Origin of the sequence: Streptomyces sp. NPDC002138 (assembly GCF_040296485.1) — a bacterium.
Lineage (GTDB): Bacteria > Actinomycetota > Actinomycetes > Streptomycetales > Streptomycetaceae > Streptomyces.
This window is the reverse complement of sequence record NZ_JBEOXE010000001.1, coordinates 22,901-43,489: the sequence shown is the minus strand read 5'-3', so window position 1 is coordinate 43,489 and position 20,589 is coordinate 22,901. Positions and strand designations below refer to the sequence as shown.

Annotated in this window: 21 protein-coding genes; 13 read left to right on the top strand and 8 right to left on the bottom strand. The window is 74.2% G+C overall.

Features of this window, described 5'->3' with window-relative positions; all coding sequences use genetic code 11:
• Nucleotides 1-27 precede the first annotated feature (27 nt).
• Nucleotides 28-2,130: a xanthine dehydrogenase family protein molybdopterin-binding subunit gene (locus ABT084_RS00205; protein WP_351037195.1), complete on the top strand. Its 2,103-nt coding sequence runs from the start codon at nt 28-30 to the stop codon at nt 2,128-2,130.
• A 14-nt stretch (nt 2,131-2,144) separates the two neighbouring features.
• On the opposite strand, the gene ABT084_RS00200 is transcribed toward ABT084_RS00205, so the two are convergent.
• Entirely contained in the window at nt 2,145-3,197 is a 1,053-nt protein-coding gene (locus tag ABT084_RS00200) for a glycoside hydrolase family 26 protein (RefSeq protein WP_351037194.1), read from the bottom strand.
• 198 nt (nt 3,198-3,395) lie between these two features.
• Here ABT084_RS00200 and ABT084_RS00195 point away from each other — a divergent pair, with 198 nt between their 5' ends.
• Together ABT084_RS00195 and ABT084_RS00190 are read left to right on the top strand one after the other, a co-directional pair.
• Complete coding sequence (locus ABT084_RS00195; RefSeq protein ID WP_351037192.1) at nt 3,396-3,962, top strand: TetR/AcrR family transcriptional regulator; 567 nt, start codon at nt 3,396-3,398, stop codon at nt 3,960-3,962.
• Between the two features lie 161 nt (nt 3,963-4,123).
• Complete coding sequence (locus tag ABT084_RS00190; RefSeq protein ID WP_351037190.1) at nt 4,124-5,032, top strand: MBL fold metallo-hydrolase; 909 nt, start codon at nt 4,124-4,126, stop codon at nt 5,030-5,032.
• Between the two features lie 16 nt (nt 5,033-5,048).
• On the opposite strand, the gene ABT084_RS00185 is transcribed toward ABT084_RS00190, so the two are convergent.
• Nucleotides 5,049-5,942: a LysR family transcriptional regulator gene (locus ABT084_RS00185; protein ID WP_351037188.1), complete on the bottom strand. Its 894-nt coding sequence runs from the start codon at nt 5,940-5,942 to the stop codon at nt 5,049-5,051.
• A gap of 211 nt (nt 5,943-6,153) precedes the next feature.
• Here ABT084_RS00185 and ABT084_RS00180 point away from each other — a divergent pair, with 211 nt between their 5' ends.
• Nucleotides 6,154-6,627, top strand: a complete 474-nt coding sequence (locus tag ABT084_RS00180) for a cupin domain-containing protein (RefSeq protein WP_351037186.1) — start codon at nt 6,154-6,156, stop codon at nt 6,625-6,627.
• Here the strand turns inward: ABT084_RS00180 and ABT084_RS00175 are convergent.
• A complete protein-coding gene (locus ABT084_RS00175; protein ID WP_351037184.1) occupies nt 6,621-7,022 on the bottom strand; it encodes a VOC family protein in 402 nt (133 codons plus the stop codon). The genes ABT084_RS00180 and ABT084_RS00175 overlap by 7 nt on opposite strands.
• Before the next feature lie 109 nt (nt 7,023-7,131).
• Between ABT084_RS00175 and ABT084_RS00170 the strand changes: the two genes are divergently transcribed.
• The 3 genes from ABT084_RS00170 to ABT084_RS00160 all read left to right on the top strand — a co-directional run bounded on the left by ABT084_RS00170 (nt 7,132) and on the right by ABT084_RS00160 (nt 10,579).
• A complete protein-coding gene (locus ABT084_RS00170; protein WP_351037182.1) occupies nt 7,132-8,133 on the top strand; it encodes a helix-turn-helix transcriptional regulator in 1,002 nt (333 codons plus the stop codon).
• Between the two features lie 188 nt (nt 8,134-8,321).
• Nucleotides 8,322-8,780, top strand: coding sequence for a hypothetical protein (locus tag ABT084_RS00165; RefSeq protein WP_351037180.1), 459 nt, complete (start codon nt 8,322-8,324; stop codon nt 8,778-8,780).
• A gap of 212 nt (nt 8,781-8,992) precedes the next feature.
• Nucleotides 8,993-10,579, top strand: a complete 1,587-nt coding sequence (locus ABT084_RS00160; protein WP_351037178.1) for an alpha/beta hydrolase — start codon at nt 8,993-8,995, stop codon at nt 10,577-10,579.
• Here ABT084_RS00160 and ABT084_RS00155 read toward each other — a convergent pair.
• Nucleotides 10,566-11,777, bottom strand: coding sequence for a serine hydrolase domain-containing protein (locus ABT084_RS00155; protein WP_351037176.1), 1,212 nt, complete (start codon nt 11,775-11,777; stop codon nt 10,566-10,568). The genes ABT084_RS00160 and ABT084_RS00155 overlap by 14 nt on opposite strands.
• 117 nt (nt 11,778-11,894) lie before the next feature.
• On the opposite strand from ABT084_RS00155, the gene ABT084_RS00150 reads away from it, so the two are divergent.
• Nucleotides 11,895-12,320 (top strand): DUF3592 domain-containing protein, encoded by a 426-nt coding sequence (locus tag ABT084_RS00150; protein ID WP_351037174.1) that lies wholly within the window; start codon nt 11,895-11,897, stop codon nt 12,318-12,320.
• 91 nt (nt 12,321-12,411) lie between these two features.
• A complete protein-coding gene (locus ABT084_RS00145) occupies nt 12,412-12,876 on the top strand; it encodes a PPOX class F420-dependent oxidoreductase (RefSeq protein ID WP_351037172.1) in 465 nt (154 codons plus the stop codon).
• 37 nt (nt 12,877-12,913) lie between these two features.
• On the opposite strand, the gene ABT084_RS00140 is transcribed toward ABT084_RS00145, so the two are convergent.
• Complete coding sequence (locus ABT084_RS00140) at nt 12,914-13,303, bottom strand: cupin domain-containing protein (protein WP_351037510.1); 390 nt, start codon at nt 13,301-13,303, stop codon at nt 12,914-12,916.
• A gap of 77 nt (nt 13,304-13,380) precedes the next feature.
• On the opposite strand from ABT084_RS00140, the gene ABT084_RS00135 reads away from it, so the two are divergent.
• The 4 genes from ABT084_RS00135 to ABT084_RS00120 all read left to right on the top strand — a co-directional run bounded on the left by ABT084_RS00135 (nt 13,381) and on the right by ABT084_RS00120 (nt 17,881).
• Complete coding sequence (locus tag ABT084_RS00135; protein ID WP_351037170.1) at nt 13,381-13,821, top strand: MarR family winged helix-turn-helix transcriptional regulator; 441 nt, start codon at nt 13,381-13,383, stop codon at nt 13,819-13,821.
• A 93-nt stretch (nt 13,822-13,914) separates the two neighbouring features.
• Nucleotides 13,915-15,234 carry an MFS transporter gene (locus ABT084_RS00130; protein ID WP_351037168.1) on the top strand — a complete coding sequence of 440 codons (1,320 nt, stop codon included), beginning with the start codon at nt 13,915-13,917 and terminating at the stop codon, nt 15,232-15,234.
• Between the two features lie 5 nt (nt 15,235-15,239).
• Nucleotides 15,240-16,478, top strand: coding sequence for an anhydro-N-acetylmuramic acid kinase (locus ABT084_RS00125; RefSeq protein ID WP_351037508.1), 1,239 nt, complete (start codon nt 15,240-15,242; stop codon nt 16,476-16,478).
• Between the two features lie 239 nt (nt 16,479-16,717).
• On the top strand, nt 16,718-17,881 hold the full coding sequence (locus ABT084_RS00120; RefSeq protein ID WP_351037166.1) for an agmatine deiminase family protein: 1,164 nt from the start codon (nt 16,718-16,720) through the stop codon (nt 17,879-17,881).
• 64 nt (nt 17,882-17,945) lie between these two features.
• Here ABT084_RS00120 and ABT084_RS00115 read toward each other — a convergent pair whose 3' ends face one another.
• The 3 genes from ABT084_RS00115 to ABT084_RS00105 form a co-directional block, all read right to left on the bottom strand.
• Nucleotides 17,946-18,374, bottom strand: a complete 429-nt coding sequence (locus ABT084_RS00115) for a hypothetical protein (protein ID WP_351037165.1) — start codon at nt 18,372-18,374, stop codon at nt 17,946-17,948.
• 80 nt (nt 18,375-18,454) lie between these two features.
• Complete coding sequence (locus ABT084_RS00110) at nt 18,455-18,670, bottom strand: hypothetical protein (RefSeq protein WP_351037163.1); 216 nt, start codon at nt 18,668-18,670, stop codon at nt 18,455-18,457.
• 117 nt (nt 18,671-18,787) lie between these two features.
• Nucleotides 18,788-20,518, bottom strand: coding sequence for a PP2C family protein-serine/threonine phosphatase (locus tag ABT084_RS00105; protein ID WP_351037161.1), 1,731 nt, complete (start codon nt 20,516-20,518; stop codon nt 18,788-18,790).
• Nucleotides 20,519-20,589: the final 71 nt, after the last annotated feature.

Below are 20,589 nucleotides of genomic sequence, written 5' to 3'. Positions count from 1 at the left end.
CCGCACCGATCAGAAAGGGAGCCCGTCATGCGCCCCACCACCGCCCTCGGCAGCCCCGTGCCCCGCCGGGAGGGACGCGAGAAGGTCACGGGAGCCGCGCGCTACGCCGCCGAGCACACCCCGCGCGGCTGCGCCTACGCCTGGCCGGTCCCCGCGGAAGTCGCCCGCGGCCGCGTCGTCTCCGTCGACGACACCGCCGCCGTGGCCGTGCCCGGGGTCGTCGGCGTGCTGACCCCGTTCAACGCGCCGCGCCTGGGCCCCTCCGACGACCCCACGCTCCAGCTGCTCCAGGACCCCCGCGTCCCGCATCGCGGCTGGTACGTCGCCCTCGCGGTCGCCGACTCCCTGGAAGGCGCGCGGGCCGCCGCGGCCGGGGTGCGGGTCGCCTACGCCGGCGAACCGCACGACGTCACCCTCCGCGCCGACCATCCCGGCGCCTACACCCCGGAGCAGGCCAACGGCGGGCACCCCGCCCACCGGGAGCAGGGCGACCCGGACACGGCCCTGGCGGCCGCGGCCGTGCGGGTCGACTGTGCCTACGCGGTGGCTCCCCTGCACAACCACCCGATGGAGCCGCACGCCGCCACGGCCGACTGGGACGCCGAGGGCCACCACCTGACCGTGCACGACTCCAGCCAGGGGGCGGGGCCCGTCCGGGCCGCGCTGGCCTCCCTGTTGAAGCTTCCCGAGGACGACGTCACCGTCGTGTCCGAGCACGTGGGCGGCGGCTTCGGCTCCAAGGGCACCCCGCGCCCCCACGTGGTGCTGGCCGCGATGGCCGCGCGCCACTTCGGCCGGCCCGTCAAGCTCTCCCTCCCGCGCGGCCACCTGCCCGCGACGGTGGGGCACCGCGCCCCGACCCTGCACCGGATCCGGCTCGGCGCCCGCGCCGACGGCACCCTCACGGCCCTCACCCACGAGATCACCACCCACACGTCGCGCGTCCGCGAGTTCGTCGAGCAGGCCGCCGTGCCCGCCCGTGTCATGTACGCCGTACCGGACATCCGCACCACGCACCGCGCCGTCGCCCTGGACGTACCGACCCCGTCGTGGATGCGCGCGCCCGGGGAAGCGCCCGGCATGTACGCCCTGGAATCGGCCATGGACGAACTGGCCGACGCCCTCGGCATCGACCCCATCGAGCTGCGCGTACGCAACGAACCCCCGACCGAACCCGACAGCGGCCGCCCCTTCAGCAGCCGCCACCTCGTGGAGTGCCTGCGCGAGGGCGCGGACCGGTTCGCCTGGAGCGCCCTGCGCACCCCGCGGCGTGAGGGCCCGTACCTGCTGGGCACCGGTGTGGCCGCCGCGACCTATCCCGTGCTCGTCTCCCCCTCCACGGCCCGCGCGCACGCCCGGCCCGACGGCGGCTTCCTCGTCGAGATCAACGCCACCGACATCGGTACGGGCGCCCGTACCGTCCTGGCCCAGGTGGCCGCGGACGCCCTGCGGGTCCCGCTCGACAGCGTTTCCCTCGCCCTCGGGCACACCGGGCTGCCCGCGGCGGCGCTCGCCGGCGGGTCCGCCGGCACGGCGTCCTGGGGATGGGCCGTCCACGACGCCTGCACGGCGCTGACCGCGCGCCTGGAGCGCCACCACGGGCCGCTGCCGGCCGAGGGCCTGTCCGCCTCGGCCGACACGACGCAGTCGGCCAAGCAGAAGTCCCCCTACGCCCGGCACGCCTTCGGCGCGCACTTCGCCGAGGCCCAGGTCGACACGGTCACCGGAGAGGTACGCGTCCGACGGCTGCTCGGCGTCTTCGCGGCCGGCCACATCCTCAACCCGCGCACCGCACGCTCACAGTTCAAGGGCGCCATGGTCATGGGACTGGGCATGGCGCTGACCGAACACAGCACCATGGACCGGGAGTTCGGCGACTTCGCCGAGCGCGATCTGGCCGCCTATCACGTGCCCGCGCACGCCGACGTGCCGGACATCGAGGCGCACTGGATCGACGAACACGACAAGCACCTCAACCCGATGGGCAGCAAGGGGATCGGCGAGATCGGCATCGTCGGCACGGCCGCCGCCATCGGCAACGCCGTCGCCCACGCCACGGGGCGGCGGCTGCGCGAACTGCCCCTGACACCCGACCGCGTGCTCGCCGCGCTGCACCACCGGAGCGGCTGAGCGGGCGGGCCGCCTCAGCCGCGCCCGGGGTGCACGCCCGGGAGGTTCCCGGCCGCAGGACGTACGGACCGCGCGCGGCCGTGTTCGGTGGACAGGAAGTCCCGGAACACGCCCGCGGAGCGCGGGTTCTGGGCGCACTGCCACACGCCGTGCGGGCAGTAGTCGGTGATGCTGTGGTAGAGCGGCCTGTGGTCGGCGATCCACGCCAGCATGTCCCCCATGAACTCGGGGTTGTCACCGTTGCGGAACAGCCCCCACTCGGGGTATGAGATCCGCTTGCCGTGCGCCCGCGCGAAGTCCACCTGGTGCTTCAGTCCGTAGGGCTGGGTGACGTAGTCCGCGAAGCTCTCGCCGGGCGGCTGGTCGTAGGAGTCCATGCCGACGATGTCGACCACGTCGTCCCCGGGGTAGCACGTGGTCCAGGCGATCGCGTCACTGCCGCGGTTCGGGGCGAAGTCGAACCGGAACCGCTGCCCCTTCACCCCGCGCATGGCGGCCACGATGTGCCGCCAGTACCGCTTCCAGCTCTCCGGGTCGGGGCGGCACCGGTGGGTGTAGTTGAAGCCGTTCATCTCCCAGCCGAGCACGATGACGGTGTCCGGTACTCCGAGGCCGACCAGCCGCTCGGCCAGCCGGCGGAAGTGGTGGTCGTTGCGGCCCTGCGCGCCGGCCCGCAGCAGCTCGGCGACCTGGGCGTCGGGGACGCCCCCCTCGTTGTGGTCCAGCATGGGCACGTTCAGGACGAACAGCCGGTCGCCCCGCGCCCCGCGCCACCGCGCCCAGCTGCGCAGGGACTCGGGCGCCCCCTCGATATTGGCCCAGGTGTCGCCCGGCAGGTAGGTGTGCCCGGCGCGCAGGTCGGCGCCGCCGAGCCAGCGGGAGAGTTCCTGCATCCTGTCGACGCCGACCGAGTCGTAGTGGAGGTAGGCGCCCACCGCGACGTCGGGCCCGGCGTTGTGGCCGGACGCCTTCCGCGGGGGCGTGGCGAGGGTGCTCCCGGTGGCGAGCAGGACGGCAGCGACCGTACTCAGGCAGGCGGCCGCCAGCCAGCGGCGTCGATGGGGCATGCCGTCTCCACACGTTGCGCGAAAGGAAAGGATGCGTCTGCAGCGACGATGGCACCGATCCCGGCCGACGGCCTGCCAAGTACACGAATGATGAGCCATTCGCGGCAACCGACCGACCCGCGACGGCTTTCGATCAGGTCGGAGCCCGGCTCGGCCGACCCGGTTCGAAAGCTCATTCGTAGCGTTAAGGTGAATGCCATGAGTGTCAGGCCCGCAGCGCGTCCCGGGGGCCGCAGTGCCCGTGTCCAGCAGGCCGTGCACGCGGCCGTGCGGTCCCTCGTCGAGGAGCGGGGGCGCGAGGGGCTGACCGTGCCGATGGTCGCCTCGCGGGCCGGGGTGACGCCGTCCACGGTGTACCGGCGCTGGGGTGACCTGCAGGAACTGCTGGCGGACGTGGCGGTCGAGAACCTGCGGCCCGACGGCCCTCCGGCCGATCTCGGGTCGCTGCGAGCCGACCTCGACGCCTGGGCGCGGCAGTTCCTGGAGGAGATGTCCTCGCCGCCCGGCCGCGCCTACGTCCGGGACGCGCTGAGCGGCGCTCCGGACGGGCGCGGCGCCGACCAGTGCTCCGCGTACGCCGCCGAGCAGCTCGCCGTGATCCTCGAGCGCGGCGAGCGGCGCGGGGAGCGGGCACCGGGGCTGGAGGACGTACTGGACCGGGTGGTGGCTCCGATGATGTACCGCATCCTGTTCCGCCCGGGACCGCTGACGGCCGATTACGCGCGCGCCCTCGTCGCCGCGGCGTGCCGCGAACCCGGCGCCTGAGTCCCGTGAGCAACTAAAGCTAAGAATTTGCGTTTTGGGGAGCTGTCTGATGATCTATCTGTCAGCGAAGCGACTCAGCGCGACTCACCGTCGTGGAGCGAGCGGCCCCGTCCCCGCACCGGGCGGCGCCGCCGCCCGCGCCCACCCTCAGGAGCGTCCACGTGTCCCACTGGCAGATCGGTGACATCGCCGTCCACCGCATCGACGAGCTCACCCTTCCCCCCGCCACCGGACCGTGGCTGCTGCCGGACGCCACTCCCGAGACGGTCGCCGGGATCGACTGGCTCCGGCCCTCCTTCGCCGGGCCCGACCACGGACTGCGCCTGGCCGTGCACACCTTCGCGCTGGAGATCGCCGGTCTGCGCGTCCTCGTCGACACCGGCGTCGGCAACGGCAAGACCCGGGCCAACCCGGCCTGGAACGACCTCGACACCGACTACCTCGCCCGGCTGACCGCGGCGGGCTTCGCGCCCGAGGACGTCGACTACGTGATCCTCACCCACCTGCACGCCGATCACGTGGGCTGGAACACCCGCACCGGTCCCGACGGCACCTGGCGGCCCACCTTCCCGCGCGCCCGCTACCTCACGGCCCGCGCGGAGGACGCCTACTGGTCCGGGGCCGAGATGGAGGAGAGCCGGCGCCTGATGCTGGACGACTCGGTGGAGCCCCTCCGCGCGGGCGGCCAACTCGACCTGGTGGACGTGGCGGAGGAGGGGACTGAGGTCCTGCCCGGGCTCACCCTCATTCCCACCCCCGGGCACACGCCGGGGCAGATCGCCGTCGCGCTCGACAGCGGCGGGCACCACGCCGTCATCACCGGCGACTGCGTCCACCACCCGGTCCAGCTCGCAGATCCGGCCATCTGCAGCTGCGTCGACATCGACCCGGCCGCCGCCGTCCGGACGCGCACCCGCCTGCTGGAACGTATCGCAGACACGGACACCCTGTTGCTCGGCAGCCACTTCCCGCCCCCGACCGCCGGGTTCGTGCGACGGGACGGGGACGCCTTCCGCCTCGTCCCCGCCCCGGATCCGTCCGGCGCCGTCGGCGCCGGGGCGCGTCCGTGACCGTGACCGGCGGTCTTCAACTCCCCGTCGGTGCAGGGGCCGCAGCCGCGAGGAGCCCGCGCAGCGCGGGGCCCGGCGGGCCGGGGAGGACGGCGAGCGAGGTGGTGACGGCCGGGGACGCCAGCGGGCGGATGACCGTACCGGCGACCTCCGGAAGGCCGGTGACCTGGTAGAAGACCGTCCAGGACGGCGCGCGGTCGCCCTCCGCCCCGATCGCGGTGAGCGTGTCCTGGAGGTCGGTGAACGGCGGACCGGCGGGCGCGTCGGCGCCGGCCGCCGCCCTGACCGCGCCCGTCACCAGGTCGTGGAACGGCGCGTTCCGGGCCCGCTCGGCCAGCCGCAGCGGCAGACCGGCCAGGTCCCGGAGGGCCGGCAGGGCCAGGGCGGCCGCCGGGTGCCGGGCGGGCAGGGCGACGTACAGCGGGTCCTCCCAGAGCGGGATCAGCTCCAGCCCGGGAGCGGCCGGCAGGGCCCGGACGAGCGCGGCGTCGAGCGCGCCGGCGCGGACGGCCGCCAGCCGGTCCGCGACCGGCAAGCCGCGCACGCGCACCCGGAGGCCGGGGGCCGACTCGGCCAGCCGGGCCAGCAGCCGGTACACCCGGTCCCCAGGTCCCCGCACGGTGCCCAGGCGCAGCGTGGCGGTGTCGCTCGCGGCGATCTCCGCGGCGATCCGCCGGGTCCGGTCCGCGGCGGCGAGCACCTCCCTCGCCTCCGGCAGCAGCCGTTCCCCGGCCGCGGTGAGGGTGACGCGGCGGGTGGACCGCTCGAAGAGGGTGAGGCCGAGCTCGCGTTCGAGACGGCGCACCTGCTGGCTGACGGCGGACTGCACGATGTGCAGCCGCTCGGCGGCGCGCGAGAAGCCGCCCTCCTCCACCACGGCGACGAAGTACCGGAGTTGTCGCAGCTCCATCCCACTCCCATTCATCACGACCGGTGATCTCTGTAGGTCGCGAACGGTTCTGGTTCGCCCGTTCTTCCCCGGGTCGAATGGAGGTGTCGGATCGGCACGGAGGACGGGAGCGTCAGCGATGGCAGCGGACAGGGCAGGACAGCACGCGGGTACGGCGGCGACGAGGGTGACGGGGGCGACAGGAGCTACGGGTGCGACGGGAGCTGCGGCGGTGGTCGTGCGGGCCGAGGACGCCGAGTACGTACCGCTCCCGCACGGCGGTGGTTTCACCCTGCTGACGGACGGCGGCCCGCTGGGCGCCAACCGGCTGACCCTCGGGCCCGGCGCGCCCGGGGCCCGGCCGCATTTCCACGCCCGCTCGGCGGAGTTGTTCCACGTGCTCGCCGGGACGGTGGAGTTCTGGCTGGACGGCGCCGTCGAGGCGGTCGACGCGGGAGGCGTGGTCCTGGTCCCGCCGGGCTCGCCGCACGCCTTCGGCGCCACCGCGGACGGCCCGGCCGAACTGCTGGCCGTCCTCGGCTCAGGGGTGGCGCGGTTCGACTACTTCCGGACCCTGGGCCGCGTCCAGCACGGCCTGCAGCCCTTCACCGACCTGCTGCCGGACCAGGACCGCTACGACGTCCACTTCCTCGACCACGCTCCCGGTCACACACGAGACGCCGGGCCCGGGGCGCGGACCTACTGAGCGGCGAACTTCGCCATCGCTGCCGGGGTGACCGGGGTGAAGAAGTTGACGAGGTTGCCGTCGGGGTCGCGGAACAGGAGCGCCCGGTTGCCCCAGGGCATCGTGGTCGGCTCGTTGACGAAGTCCGCCACGAAGCCCGTGAGGTTCCGGTACACGCCGTCCACGTCGTCGACGAGGAACTCCAGGATCACGCTGCGGTTGTCGGCCGGCCGGGCGGAGCCGGGCGCGAACAGCGGGACGGTGCGGGTGCTCGCGAGGGCGAGGGTCGCCGCGGGGGTCCTGAGCTCGGCGAAGTCCTCGGTGGCCCAGTGCGCCCGCACTCCGGTGGCGCGCTCGTAGAAGTCGACGAGGCGGGCCACGTCACCGGTGATGATGCGGAGGGATACGAAATTCATGGGGATATCTCCTGCTTGGTCTGTTCTCAGCGTCTTCATCGCCTTCTTGGTGCACGCTACGACCCATACCGGACAGAACCTGCCCGGTATGTGCGAGAGACTTCGCGACATGCCCCGCCCCGTCGCCCGCGTCCTCGCCCTGCTCGAACTCCTCCAGTCGGGAGGGATCCGGACCGTGACCGAACTCGCCGACCGGCTCCAGGTCGACGAACGCACGGTGCGGCGGTACGCCGCCCACCTCGTCGACCTCGACGTGCCCGTGGAGTCGGTGCGGGGCCGCTACGGCGGCTACCGGCTCGCCCCCGGATACCGCATGCCCCCGCTCATGCTCAGCGACGACGAGGCGCTCGCCGTGCTGCTCGGTCTGGTGGCCGGTCAGCGGGCCGGCCTGACGACGGCCACGGGCACGGCGAGCGACACCGCGGCGGCCAAGATCCGGCGCGTACTGCCGGAACGGCTCGGCCGCAGGCTGGACGCGGTGCTCGCATCGCTCGCCTTCACCGCGCCGGGCGGCGGGGCGGCCGTACCGCAGACGGCGGTGCTGCTCTCGATCGCCGATGCCGTGCGCCATCACCGGCCGGTCGCGATCCGGTACGTCGCCTCCGACGGGCACCGCAGCGAGCGCACCCTGCATCCGTTCGGGCTCGTCGCGCACGCGGGCAAGTGGTACGTGACGGGGGCGGATCCCGCGATCGGCGAGGACCGCACCTTCCGGCTGGACCGCGTCACCGACGCGAGGACCCTGCCGGGCTCGTTCGAGCCGCGCGCCGGGCTGGATCCGGCCCGGCACGTCCTCGCGGGCTTCGCCACCGCGCCGTACCGCCATGAGGTGACCCTGCGCGTCATGGGGACGGCCGAGCAGGTCGGCGCCCGGCTTCCGGCCGGAATCGCGGTCGTACGGAACCTGCCCACGGCGGGCGGCGCGGAGGCGGGCCCCGAACAGTGGTCCCGCGTCGAACTGCGCGCGGAGCGGCTGGACTGGGTGCCCGCGGTGCTCGCGGCCATGGACCTGCCGTTCGTCATCGAAGGGCCGGACGAACTCCGCGGCCTCGTCGAGGGTCTCGCGGACCGCCTCGCCCGGTCGGCCCGGCGCGGGCCGGATCACGACTGAGGGCGAGGGAGGACCCCGGCGCCCCAGGGCGGGCCCCACTCGCCTCGCCCCGGGGCGAGATGGCCATGGGGCGGACGGGAAGCGTTCAGGTCTTGATCAACTTGCGTTTGAATGACATGTGAAATATCACATGTCATGCACACCGTCCGGACAACCCTTGGACGGTGATCCACACCATGGAGGACACCATGAACCGCTTAGCGCTGCTCGCCGCCGGGACCGCCGGTCTGGCCGTTTTCGCGATCACCCCCGCCGGCGCCACCGCGCAGCCCGCCGATACCGTCGCGACCGTCACCTCCTGCGGCCACTCGGGCCTCCAGGCGGGGCTGTCCACGCGGCTGTGTGCCGCGGTCACGGGTAACACCGTCGAGTTCTACGGCACGGTCGGCCTCGCCGGCCCGCCCTCCCCGGGCAGCCCGGCGCCCACGCCGAAGGAGCTGATCACGACCCTGTCCGCGGAGGTGATCGGCGCCGGCGCCGCGCCCGGCACCCAGACCAAGTGGGTCACCTTCACCGCGGCGAACCTCGAGGTGCACGGCCCGGTCAGCACCGTCCCGTGCGGCTCGACCATCCGCGGCACCTTCGGCGTGGCCTCGTTCCCGCACCCGGCCCGCCCGGTGGTCCACGAGGTCACCATCACCTGCTGAGCCCCTGACGCGCGGGCGGGGCCGCGGTCCGGGCCGGGGCCGCGGCCTCTGCCGGGGCCGCGGTCCCGGGCGGGGCGGGAGGGGGAGCGGGGTCCTCCTGCCCGTGGGCGATGTGCCGTGCCGGGCCGGATTCCTAGCCTCGGGACACGCGCTCACCCGCAGCGGTCGACTCGTACGAGCGCACGCGCCGACCCCGCCCGCCAAGGAGACCCATGACCGCCCTCAGCCCCGCCGCACGCCTCGCATCCGCCGTGGGCCTCGCCCTCACCGCCTGCCTCGCCGCCTCGCCCGCCCCCGCCACGGCCGCCGCCCCCGCCACGGCCGCCGGCCCCGCCGCCCCGGGCGCCGGGTCCGGGCTCGACCGGTACTACCAGCAGCGCCCCGGCTGGGGCACCTGCGCCACGGGCCCCGCCGACACCGCGGGCCGGGCTCTGGACGAGGCCGGTGTGCGGTGCGCGGACGTGACCGTACCGCTGGACTACGCCGACCCCGGGGGCCGGACGATCACGGTGGCGGTGTCCAGGCTCCAGGCGACCGACACCCGCCACCGGATCGGTTCGATCCTGCTGAACAACGGCGGCCCGGGCGGACCCTCGGTCCAGTCACCGCCGGACGTCCGCAAGGCGATGAAGGAGGTCGGCCCGCGCTACGACATCATCGGCTTCGACCCGCGCTTCGTCGGCCGCAGCACCCCGCTGGACTGCGGCTGGACCGTCGGCACGTCCTGGTTCTCGGCGGGCGCGGGCCGGGCGGGCTTCGACCGCCAGGTCGCGCTGCAGAAGGACCTGGCCAGCAAGTGCCGCGCCACCGACCCCTCGGTGCTGGCGCACATCAGCACCCGCAACACGGCCCGCGACATGGACGTCATCCGCGGCGCCCTCGGCGAGCGCAGGATCTCCTACCTCGGCTACTCGTACGGCACCTACCTCGGCACCGTCTACACCCAGATGTTCCCCGGCCGCTACGACCGGGTCGTGCTCGACGGGGCCATCAACCCCGCCGACTACGGGCCCCGGTTGCTGAAGGGATCCGAGCGCGAGAGCGAGCGGGCCCTCTCGGACTGGGCCGCCTGGGCGGCCCGGCGGCACGACACCTACGGTCTCGGGCGCACCCGCGCCGAGGTGCTCGCCACCACCGGGCGGGTGGTCGCGGCGGCCGCGCGCGCACCGCTGACCGTGGGCGTCGGCACCGACACCTTCCGGATCGACGACAGTCAGGTGCCGGTGCTCCTCTACAGCGCCATCGGAGACGACAGGGACCCGACGCGGGCGTTCCTCGGCGAGCAGATGTCCGTACTGGACAAGGCCGCGCGGGGCGCGGCGCCGAGCGCGCTGTCGCCGGGCTTCGCCGCGACGCTGCGCTACCTGCTGCACGGCGGGGCCGAGCCCTCGGGCGTACAGGCGGCGGTCCTCTGCGGGGACGTGGCCGCCCCGCGCGACCCCGAGGTGTACTGGCGCGACATCGAGCGCGGCCGCGCCGCGCACCCGCTGTTCGGGCCGATGAGCAACAACATCGGCCCGTGCGCCTTCTGGGACCGGCCCCGGGAGGAGCCCACCCGCGTCAGCCGTGACGCCGCGGTGCTGATCGTCGCCGCCACCGGTGACCCGCGCACCCCGTACAAGGGCAGCGCCGAACTGCGCCGCCTGCTGCCGAGTTCCCGGATGGTGACCCTCGAGGGCGCCAACCGGCATGCCCTCTTCGGGCGTTACGGCAACGGCTGCGTCGACGATCGGGTCACCGCGTACCTCGCCACCGGAAAGCTCCCGGCGAAGGACCAGACCTGCGTCAACGCGGCTTGAGCGCGTGCCCGGGGGCCAGGGCCGCGGAGATGCGTTCGGCGATGGTCTGGGCCGAATTGCCCGCGGGGCTCTTGGGGCCCTGCGTCACGGTGACGGAGATCGCGAGCTTCTGCGCCGGCAGGTAGGCCTGGATGCCCGCGTAGCCCGAGAAGGAGGGGTTCGTCAGGATCCAGCCGTCGGCGATGAGCACGCCCAGGCCGAAATGGTGGGTCGCCGTGTTGGCCAGCAGGCAGACACTCGCCGGGCAGGAGGACGTGGCGTGGCCCAAGCCGATGGTGCCCGGGTCCAGTTGGGTCTTGAAGGACTTCGCGGAGAGCAGCTCGCCGGTTCCGACGGCGTGCGCGGACCGGTCGAGATCGCAGATGTTCTGCACGAGGACGGCGCCGGGAGCGGTGGTCCACGAGGGGTTCCAGTAAGTGGACTCCTCATAGATGCCGCGTTCGGAGGTGAAGGCGTGCAGGGCCGGTTCGGGGATGCGCGGTGTGGACTGGTTGCTGGTCTGGGTCAGTCCGAGCGGTCGCATCACCTGCTCCGAGAGCAGCCGGTCCAGCGGAAGCCCGCTGATCTTCTCGAGCGCGGCGCCGAGGAGCGCGAAGTTGGCATGCGAGTAGCTCCAGTTGGTCCCCGGCTTGTAGAGGAGCGGTTGCCGCGTCGCGTAGCCGGTGATGTCGGCGGGCGTCCACGCGCGGAACGGCGCCGCCTCGAGTTCCTTGAGGAAGGCGGGGTCCGTGACGTAGTCGTGCAGGCCGGAGGTGGAGTCGCCGAGCATCCGCAGGGTGATCTCCGAGCCGTGGGGTACGTCCGGCAGCCAGCGGGACACGGGGTCGTCGAGGGAGGCCTTGCCCTGCTCGACGAGGCGGAGCAGGGCGACGCCCATGTAGACGATCGCCACGGAGCCCGTGCGGAAGTGCATCGCGGGGTCGGCCGGGACACCCGTCATCGACTGTCCCAGCGCCGTGGTGAGCACCTCGCGGTCACCGGAGGAGACGCGCAGGATCACCGCGTTCAGGCCCAGTTCCTTCTGGGCCCCCTGGGCGATGGACAGGACCTTGGCCGCATCGCCCCGGGCGGGGCCGGGCGAGGTGACGCAGGCCCCCGCCGCCGGCGCGGCCGACGCGGAGCCCGCCGCGGTCCCGGCCGGAAGGGCGGTGCCCAGCAGGCCGGCGATGCACAGCAGGACTGTACGAGGACGCCTCACCGCTTCAGTATGAGCGGGCCCCGAACGCCCGCAACCGGGGTCCGCCGCGACGGCCGGGGCCGAGCCGGCGGCCCGCCTCGGCGCAACCAAAACCCCTGCTCAGGCGTCGCACACCGTATGCGACGCGAATGGCTCTTCTCTCTCATCCCCCTAATGATCGGCGTGGTCTTCCTGCCCCTCGGCGTGTACGGACTCCGCCGCGCCCGGACGATCCGGCGCTCGGGCGTCACCGCGAGGGCCCGGATCGTCCGCCACGACGTCAGGCGGGACGACGACGGGGCCACCTACCACCACCCGGTCGCCGCGTGGACCACGGCGGACGGCCAGGAGTGCGAGCACGCGTCCCGCCTCGGGCGCGGGCGTGTCCGGGCGGGCTTCGGCGTGGGGGCCGCCGTCCTCGTCCGCTACGACCCGCGGGCGCCCCGGCGGTTCGAGATCCAGGGCTGGGACGCGCCGACGGTCGACCGCGTGTTCACCGCGGTGGGGTCGCTGCTCACCGGGGGCACCCTGATCGTGCTGCTCGTCCGGGTGCTCACGCTCTGACGCCCCCGAACCGGTGAACTCCCGCCGCTGTGGCCGCAGTCGCAGATCGGGGCCATGGAATGACGGGCTGTTCAACGGGGTTGACCGTTCCATGAGCCAAGGACCCGCACCCCGGACCCTGTCCGACGAGGAACTCTCCGCGCTGCTGGGCGCGCACCAATTCGGGACCCTCGCCACGAACAAGAGCAGTGGCCACCCCCACCTGACCACGATGCTCTACAGCTGGGACCCCGCGGCCCGCGTCGTGCGCTTCTCGACCACCGCCGACCGCGTGAAGGTCCGCCAGCTGCGGCGCGACCCGCGCGCGGCGCTGCACGTGCCGGGTGGCGACGTGTGGTCGTTCGGTGTCGCGGAGGGCGAGGCCGAGGTGTCCGAGCCCACCACCGCGCCGGGTGACCCCGTCGGCCGGGAGCTCCTCGCGATGATCGCGCAGGACGCCCGGCCGACGGGAGCGGCCGAGGAGGAGTTCCTGGCGCGGCTGGTGGCCGAGCGCCGGGTGGTCGTCCGGCTCACGGTGAACCGGCTGTACGGGACGGCCCTGGACGTCTCCGGCTGACCTCCCGGCGGCGGCCGTCCGACCGGGCAGGGCGGGCCTACCGGACCTGGGCCCCGTTGGCCCAGGGCGGCGTGAGAACGCTGCCGTCGGCCAGCTCGGCGGTCAGCCCGACGCGGGTGGTCACCCACATGTGGGCGGGCTGGTCGGCCGTGTTGGCCAAGGACAGCTCGCAGCCCGCCGGAGCCACCGCCGCGTCGCCCGCGCCGAGTACGGCGCTCTCGCCGCCGATGGTCATCCGCAGGCTCCCGGAAAGGACGTAGAACGTCTCTTCCTCGCTGATCGTGTGGGCCGGGCCCACCATTCCGGCCGGGATCTCGGCGCGCCACGCGGCCAGGTCCCGGCCGCCGGAGTCCGGGCGGACGTAGGACACGAAACGGCCGCCGTGAATCTCGTACACGACGGCCTCCTCACGGTGGATGAACGGCATGACTGCCTCCATGGGCTCGATATAGACAAGAAGCTTGTCCATGAAGACAAGCAGCTTGACCAGTTATAGTCAAGCCCATGGATGACGCTCTGGCCTTCTCCGCACTCGTGCTGGCACTCTCCGGGCAGTTGGTGCAGGAGATCCACGCCCGCGTGTCCCAGCAGGGGTTCGAGGACCTCCGGCCCGCACACGGCTTCGCCTTCGCCCGCATCTCCCCGGGCGGCGCCACCACCGCCGACCTGGCCGAGCACCTCGGGGTGACCAAGCAGGCCGCGGCGCAGCTGGTCGAGGAGCTGGTCCGCAAGGGGTACGTGGAGCGGCACCCGCACCCCCACGACGCCCGCGCCCGGCTCCTGGCGCTGACCGAGACCGGCCGGGCCGCCACCCGCGCCGCCGACCAGGCCGCCCGGGACGCCGTCGCACCCCTGCGGGAGGCGCTGGGCGAGGCCCGCTTCGGCGAGCTCGTCGCCGACCTGACCCGGCTCACGCCGCCGGGGCCGATCCGCCCCACCTGGTAGGCCCGCGCGGGAGGGGCACGCGGGCCACCGGGCGCGTACGGCATACGGGGGACGGGACTTGTGGAGCCGGTGCGCGCTCCGCACGCTTGCTCCATGACCACACCCGCCCCCGGTCCGGTGCGGCCCGCTCCGACGGTCCGGCCGGGCAGCGTCCGCCGGGCCCTGGTGGCCGGGTCCGTCGGGAACTTCATCGAGTGGTACGAGTTCGGCGTCTACGGCCATGTCGCCACCCTGATCGCGGCGCACTTCTTCACCCCCGAGGGCGGGAGCGGCGCGGAAGGGCTCGTGAAGACGTACGCGTCCTTCGCCCTCGCCTTCTTCTTCCGGCCCGTCGGGGCCGCGGTGTTCGGCCGGCTCGGGGACCGGATCGGCCGTCGCCCGACGCTCATCCTGGTGATCTGCCTGATGACCGGCGCCACGACCCTGATCGGCCTGCTGCCGACGTACGCCACCATCGGCGCGGCCGCGCCGTGGCTGCTGACGATGCTGCGCGTGCTCCAAGGGCTGTCGGCGGGCGGGGAGTTCGGCGGCGCGGTGTCGATCATGACGGAGTGCGCACCGCCGGGCCGCAGGGGGCGGTACGGGGCGTGGCAGTCGTTCACGGTGGCGCTCGGCCTGCTCGCGGGGGCGGGGGCGGCGGCGCTCCTGGCGACCGTACTGACCGCGTCGCAGCTGCACGACTGGGGGTGGCGGCTGCCGTTCCTGCTGACGCTACCGCTGGGGCTCGGCGCGCTCTGGCTGCGGTTGCGCCTGGACGAGACCCCCGCCTTCGCGGCGGGTGCGGCCCGGGAGACCGGGCCCGGGCGGCGGCCGCCCGCCGGGGAGACGGTCAGGGCCGTGGCGCTGGGCGTCGGGCGGCTGACGGGGTGGTCGGCGGCGGGTTACACCTTCCTGGTCGTGCTGCCCTCGTACCTCCAGACCACGCTGCACGCAACGTTCCAGCAGGCGCTCATCGCGACCGCGGTGGCCAATCTGGGGTTCGCCGCGTCCATCCTGCCCGCCGGTGCGGCGAGCGACCGGCTCGGGCGGCGGGCGGTGATGCTGACGGGGGCGCTGCTGGTCGCGGTGCTCGCGCTGCCGCTGTTGCACCTCGTACGGGATCCCGGCGCGCCGGTGTACGTGAAGGGGGCGGCGCTCTTCGGCGCGGGGGCCGCCGTCGGGCTGATGGCGGGGCCGGGGCCCGCCATGCTGGCCGAGATGTTCCCGACGACGGTGCGCTACACGGGGCTCGGGCTGGCGTACGCGCTGTCCAACGCCGTGTTCTCGGGCTGCGCGGGATTGATCATCACCGAGGCCGTCGAGCGGACCGGGGACGCCGACATTCCCGCGTACTACGCGGCGGCGGCCTGCGCCGTCAGCGCCCTCGCACTGCTGACGCTGCGCGGCGGCGTCCACGAGCGGGCGCTGCGGTGAGCGCCCTGCGGGTGGTCGGGCTGATGTCGGGCACGTCGTACGACGCCATCGACGCGGCCGCCGCCGACCTGGCCGTGGACGGGGACACGCTGGTGCTGACCCCCCTGGGCCTGATCAGTACGGCGTACGACGAGGAGCTGCGGGCGGAGCTGGCCGGGGCCCTGCCGCCCGCCGGGGTGGATCTGGCCACGGTGTGCCGGCTCGACACGCGGATCGGGCAGGCCTTCGCCGCGGCCGCCGTACGGGCCGACCGCGAGCTGTGCGACGGACGCGCCGACCTGATCGCCTCGCACGGGCAGACCGTCTACCACTGGACCGAGGCCGACCGGGTGCGCGGGACGCTCCAGATCGGCGAACCGGCCTGGATCGCCGAGGCGACCGGCCGCCCCGTCGTCTCCGGGTTCCGCACGCGGGACGTGGCCGCCGGAGGGCAGGGCGCGCCCCTGGTGAGCGTCGTCGACGTGATGTGGCTGCGGGGACGGCCGGGGGTGCCCGTGGCGCTGAACCTGGGCGGAATCGGGAACGTCACGGTGGTTCCCGACGGGGCGGGTCCCGACGGAGCGGGTGGCGCACCGCTGGCCTTCGACACGGGGCCCGCCAACGCGCTGATCGACGCGGCGGTGCGCGAGCTGGCGGGGCGCGACGCCTCGGCCGGCGCGGCGTACTCCATGGACGTGGACGGCGCGCTCGCCGCGCGGGGCAGCGTGCACGCGCCCCTGCTGCGGCGGCTGCTGGACGAGCCGTACTACGCGCGGCCCGCGCCGAAGACGACCGGCAAGGAGCTGTTCCACCTGCCCTACCTGCGGACGGCGCTGGACGCGTTCGGGCCGCTGCCTGCCGAGGACGTCGTCGCCACGCTGACCCGGCTCACGGCGCGGACCGTCGCCGACGCCGTGCGGCCCTTCGGGGCGACGGAGGTGATCGCGTCGGGCGGCGGGACGCGCAACCCCGTGCTGATGGGGTGGCTGCGGGACGAACTGGGCGCGGGCGCGCCTGGAAGCGCGGGCCGAGGCGATCGCGTGGCGCTGCGGACATCCGACGAACTCGGGCTGCCGTCGGGCGCGAAGGAGGCGTACGCCTTCGCCGTGCTCGGCTGGCTCACCGCCCACGGCCTCCCGGGCACCGTCCCGTCCTGCACCGGCGCCCGGCACGCGAGCGTTCTCGGCTCGGTCACGCCCGGCGGGCCCGGTCTGCGCCTGCCGGAGCCGCCGGCGACGGCTCCGACCCGCCTCGTCGTCGCGTAGCGCGCCCGGGGGCGCCGGGCCGCGGCTCGGCTGCCCGACCTGACACGGCCTGGCCCGGCCCGGCTCCGCCACGGCTCCGACACGGGCCCGGCCGCACCCTCCGCACCTTGACTGAATTTCCAGTCAGTGCAAGACTCGCCTCGGCGTGGAGTCCGTTTTGTGGGCCTACGCCTCACCTCCGTACCTGCACCTGCCCTGGCCGGATGCCTCTTCCGCCAGCCCACGACCGGAGTCCCCCCATGCCCTTCCTCCCCCTCAGCCGTCGGACCGTCCTGCGCGGCCTCTCCGGAGTGGGCGCCGCGCTCATGGGCGCCTCGGCCTGCGGTTCCTCCGGGTCCGGAGCCCGGGCCGGAGCCACCGCCGGGCCCGCCGGATCCGCCACGGCGGTCGGCGCGCGACGCCTCGGCGCCGAGTGGGAGAGCCACACCCGCACCTTCATGGCGTGGCCCGCCCTGAACTCGGTGTGGAAGCAGGACCTGTCCTCCGTCCGCGAGGACATCGCGCGCATCGCCCGGGCCGTCGGAAAGTACGAGGCGGTCGTCATGATGGCCCGGCCGGATCAGGTGGACGCCGCCCAGCGGGCGTGCGGCTCCGCGGTCGAGGTCATCCCGCTGCCGGTCGACGACCTGTGGGCGCGCGACATCGTCCCCGTCTTCGTCGAGGAGGGTGGCAAGGTCGTCGGCGTCGACTTCAACTTCAACGGCTGGGGCAACAAGCAGGAGCACGAGAACGACGGTGCGGTCGGCCGCACCCTGCTCCAGAAGTACGGCATCGCCCGGGTCCAGGCCCCCCTCGTCGCCGAGGGCGGCTCCTTCGAGACCGACGGCGAGGGCACCCTGCTGATCACCGAGAGTTCGATCGTCAACGACAACCGCAACCGCGGTAAGAACCGCGACACCATCGAGGCGGAACTCAAGACCACGCTGGGCGTCCAGAAGGTGGTCTGGCTGGCCGGGGTGCGCGGCCAGGACATCACCGACGCCCACGTGGACAGCCTCGTACGCTTCACCGAGCCCGGTGTGATCCTGCTGGACCGCGCGCATCCCACCACCCCGGCGGACTCCTGGTCGCGCTCGGCCGACCAGGCGAAATCCGTCCTGTCGAAGGCGACGGACGCCCGCGGCCGGCGCTTCGAGGTCATCGACCTGCCGCAGCCCGACCTGGACCGGATCACGGGCAGGGGCGACGACTTCGTGTCGACGTACGCCAACTTCTACGTGGCCAACGACGCCGTGTTCATGCCCACGTTCGGGGACGGCAAGGCGGACGACCGGGCCCGCGGCATCCTGCGGGAGCACTTCCCCAAGCGGGACGTCGTACCGGTCTCGATCGACACGATCGCCTCGGGCGGCGGCGGCATCCACTGTTCGACCCACGACCAGCCCGGCAAGCCGGCCGCCTGACCGCACGCATCCCGCCCGCGCCCCGCGGAGCCCCACCCACCGGCGGGGCCGCGGGGCGCGGCCCTCAGAGTCTTGCGCGCGTGACGGACTGGGCGGCCCGTACGGCGACATTGGTCGCGTCCTGCAGGACCGGAGCGGCGGGCTGCCCGCCCCCGGTCAGCGTCCACCCGCAGACGGCCGCCCAGGCGAGGGCGGCCGAGGCCGCCTTCGCGCGCTCCCTGTGGCGGGCCAGGAAGGTACCGAAGAGCAGCGCGTCGCCCGTGTCGACGGCGACCCGGCAGCAGACGGCCGCTCGCAGTGCCGCGCCCGTGGGGGCCGTCACCATCGCGGCGCCGATGACGGCGTCACGCACTCCCAGGGCCCGGATCAGCAGGGCCGAGGAACCCCGGTCCGGCAAGCCGCAGGGGCGGGCCAGGAGACCGGGGCGGCAGGCGACCGCGACGCCGTATCCGAGGGTGGCCACACCCATCGCGCGTGCCGCCGCTGTACGCATTCAGCTCACTCCGTCCACTGGTCCGGGCGATCCGGGCCCGCGCGGGCTCTTCCCGGGGCGGGCGGTCCCGGATCGCGCCGTCACTGGTCCTCGCCGTCCGGGCGGGCCTGTTCCTCGCGGCCGATGCCCGGACGCTGACGCTTGGCCTCGTGGCCCCCCGCGTCCGCGGAGCCGTCGTCCGAGCGGCCCACGACGGCGTCGTCCGCCTGCTTGCGGGCCGCGCGGTCGCCGCTCTCACCCTCCGCCTGGGACGGAGTGGTGCGCGGGTTGTCCTTGGCCTTCTCGTGATCGGTCATCTGGTCCTCCCTCGATGGTGCCGGTTTCCAGCCACTACCCCGCCCTGCCGGTCTCAGACGAAGCGGCGGGCACGGGCGGAGCGCTCCCGGCGCGATCGTGCGGTCCGCGGGCCCCCGTCAGTCGAACCCCAGGGCCACCAGACAGGTGTCGTCCTCGTGGTCCTCCACGACGAAACTGCCCATGACGCGGTCGAGCGTCTCCTGCGGGGTGAGCCCCGCGCAGGAGACGAGGACGGCCATCAGCGCGGCGATCCCCTCGGTGATGTCCTCTCCCCGCCGCTCGACCAGTCCGTCGGTGTAGAGCAGGAGCAGGTCCCCGGGCCGCAGCCGCACGGTCGCGGTGGCGTAGGCGTGGCCCGGTACGAGGCCGAAGAGGGGCCCCCGGTGTCCGGTGTCGAGCGCCTCGGCCCGGCCGTCGCGGAGCAGCAGGGGGGCCGGGTGGCCCGCGCACGCCCAGCGCAGGGTGTGCCCGGCGTCGATGTGTCCGATGATCCCGGTCGCCGTCTCCGCCGCCGGGTCGGCGCACAACAGTTCGTTGAGCCAGGTGGTCAGCTGCCCGGCGTCGGTCCCGGGGGCGTGGGCGAGCCCCGCGAGGGCGTGCCGCTGCTGGGCCATCCGGGCCACGGCGCGCAGCCCGTGACCGCAAGCGTCGCCGACGGCCAGGAGAATCCGGCCGTCGGGCAGCCGCCGGCACTTGTACCAGTCGCCCCCGACGGCCTCGGACTCGGCAGGCAGGTACGCCGTCGCGAGGGAGAGCCCGAGCTCGGCCAGCTCCGCGGAGTGCGTGGGCAGCAGGGCCTCCCGCAGGACCGAGGCCACCCGGCGCTCGGCGGCGGCCTCTTCCTCGAGCAGCTCCCCGTAGCGCCTGCTGGACGCCAGTCTCTGGCGGCTGCGCACCTGGGCCGTCAGGTCCCGGGCGATGAGGTGGACGGCCCACGGGAGCCCGTCCGTGGCGATGACGGGGTGCCCCACGAGGTGCACCGTACGGACCTCCCCCAGCACGCTGAAACGGATCTCCCCGCCGGGCGGCTCCTCTCCGTCGAGCAGCCCCGTCAGCAGTCGGCCGAAGCGCCACACGTCCTCCAGGAGGACCGCGTCGCACAGCTCGGCCAGCGACAAAGGCCGACCGGTCTCCGCCCGGAAGATGGCGGCCAGCCCCTCGGACCAGGCGACGTCACCGGAGAGCAGGTCCCAGGTGCCCCAGCCCATCGAGGCGATGTACTGCGCGTCGAGCGAGAGCAGCTCGGTGCGGTTGCGGGCGGGCCGCCAGGTGGCCAGGACGTTGCCCCCGCAGGACGCCGCGTCGTAGAGGAGCGGGGTGCGGTGCAGCCCGTCCGTCCGGTGCTCCGTGTAGTCCACCGCGTACGCCCGTAGCGCGCGGCCGCTGCTGAGCACCTCGGACAGCGCGCCGATCAGCCCGCCGGCCGCCGCCCCGGGCTGGACCTCGAGGAGGCGGCGCCCGGCGTGACGGTCGGGGGCCTCCAGCCATTCGGCGGCGCGGACGTGGTTCCCGGCGCGGACGGTGAAGTCGACGGTGCGGCCCGTGCCGTCCCGGACGGGGACGAGCAGCGCGGCGGAGACCGGGATGGCGGGGAGCGTCGCGCAGATGCACCCCCAGGGATCGTGCTCCGCGCCCTCATCCCCGGCCGCTCCCCCGGTCCCGTCTCCGCAGGAGTGCGCGCGGTCCGGGCTGCCGCCGCACGCGCACGCCGTGCCCGCCTCCTCCGGGGCGCCGGCGCCCTCGCCCGTCCGTACGCCCGCGTGGCGCCGCGCGGCGCTGCGCAGCCCCTCCACCTCGCGCGCGATCAGCTGCTTGAGCACCTCGGGGTCCCTCGGGGTGAAGGGCATCGTCAGTCAGTCCTCGGCGTCGGAAGGCGCGGGCCGTCCTGCGGGTGCAGCGTGGCCGTGCGTAGTCCCTG

Coding starts and splice junctions, on each gene's coding strand:
- ABT084_RS00105 (WP_351037161.1), bottom strand. CDS start 20,518: ATGCCCTTCACCCCGAGGGACCCCGAGGTGCTCAAGCAGCTGATCGCG.
- ABT084_RS00135 (WP_351037170.1), top strand. CDS start 13,381: ATGGATGACGCTCTGGCCTTCTCCGCACTCGTGCTGGCACTCTCCGGG.
- ABT084_RS00195 (WP_351037192.1), top strand. CDS start 3,396: ATGAGTGTCAGGCCCGCAGCGCGTCCCGGGGGCCGCAGTGCCCGTGTC.
- ABT084_RS00150 (WP_351037174.1), top strand. CDS start 11,895: ATGCGACGCGAATGGCTCTTCTCTCTCATCCCCCTAATGATCGGCGTG.
- ABT084_RS00115 (WP_351037165.1), bottom strand. CDS start 18,374: ATGCGTACAGCGGCGGCACGCGCGATGGGTGTGGCCACCCTCGGATAC.
- ABT084_RS00205 (WP_351037195.1), top strand. CDS start 28: ATGCGCCCCACCACCGCCCTCGGCAGCCCCGTGCCCCGCCGGGAGGGA.
- ABT084_RS00110 (WP_351037163.1), bottom strand. CDS start 18,670: ATGACCGATCACGAGAAGGCCAAGGACAACCCGCGCACCACTCCGTCC.
- ABT084_RS00160 (WP_351037178.1), top strand. CDS start 8,993: ATGACCGCCCTCAGCCCCGCCGCACGCCTCGCATCCGCCGTGGGCCTC.
- ABT084_RS00130 (WP_351037168.1), top strand. CDS start 13,915: ATGACCACACCCGCCCCCGGTCCGGTGCGGCCCGCTCCGACGGTCCGG.
- ABT084_RS00200 (WP_351037194.1), bottom strand. CDS start 3,197: ATGCCCCATCGACGCCGCTGGCTGGCGGCCGCCTGCCTGAGTACGGTC.
- ABT084_RS00175 (WP_351037184.1), bottom strand. CDS start 7,022: ATGAATTTCGTATCCCTCCGCATCATCACCGGTGACGTGGCCCGCCTC.
- ABT084_RS00165 (WP_351037180.1), top strand. CDS start 8,322: ATGAACCGCTTAGCGCTGCTCGCCGCCGGGACCGCCGGTCTGGCCGTT.
- ABT084_RS00185 (WP_351037188.1), bottom strand. CDS start 5,942: ATGGAGCTGCGACAACTCCGGTACTTCGTCGCCGTGGTGGAGGAGGGC.
- ABT084_RS00120 (WP_351037166.1), top strand. CDS start 16,718: ATGCCCTTCCTCCCCCTCAGCCGTCGGACCGTCCTGCGCGGCCTCTCC.
- ABT084_RS00140 (WP_351037510.1), bottom strand. CDS start 13,303: ATGCCGTTCATCCACCGTGAGGAGGCCGTCGTGTACGAGATTCACGGC.
- ABT084_RS00170 (WP_351037182.1), top strand. CDS start 7,132: ATGCCCCGCCCCGTCGCCCGCGTCCTCGCCCTGCTCGAACTCCTCCAG.
- ABT084_RS00145 (WP_351037172.1), top strand. CDS start 12,412: ATGAGCCAAGGACCCGCACCCCGGACCCTGTCCGACGAGGAACTCTCC.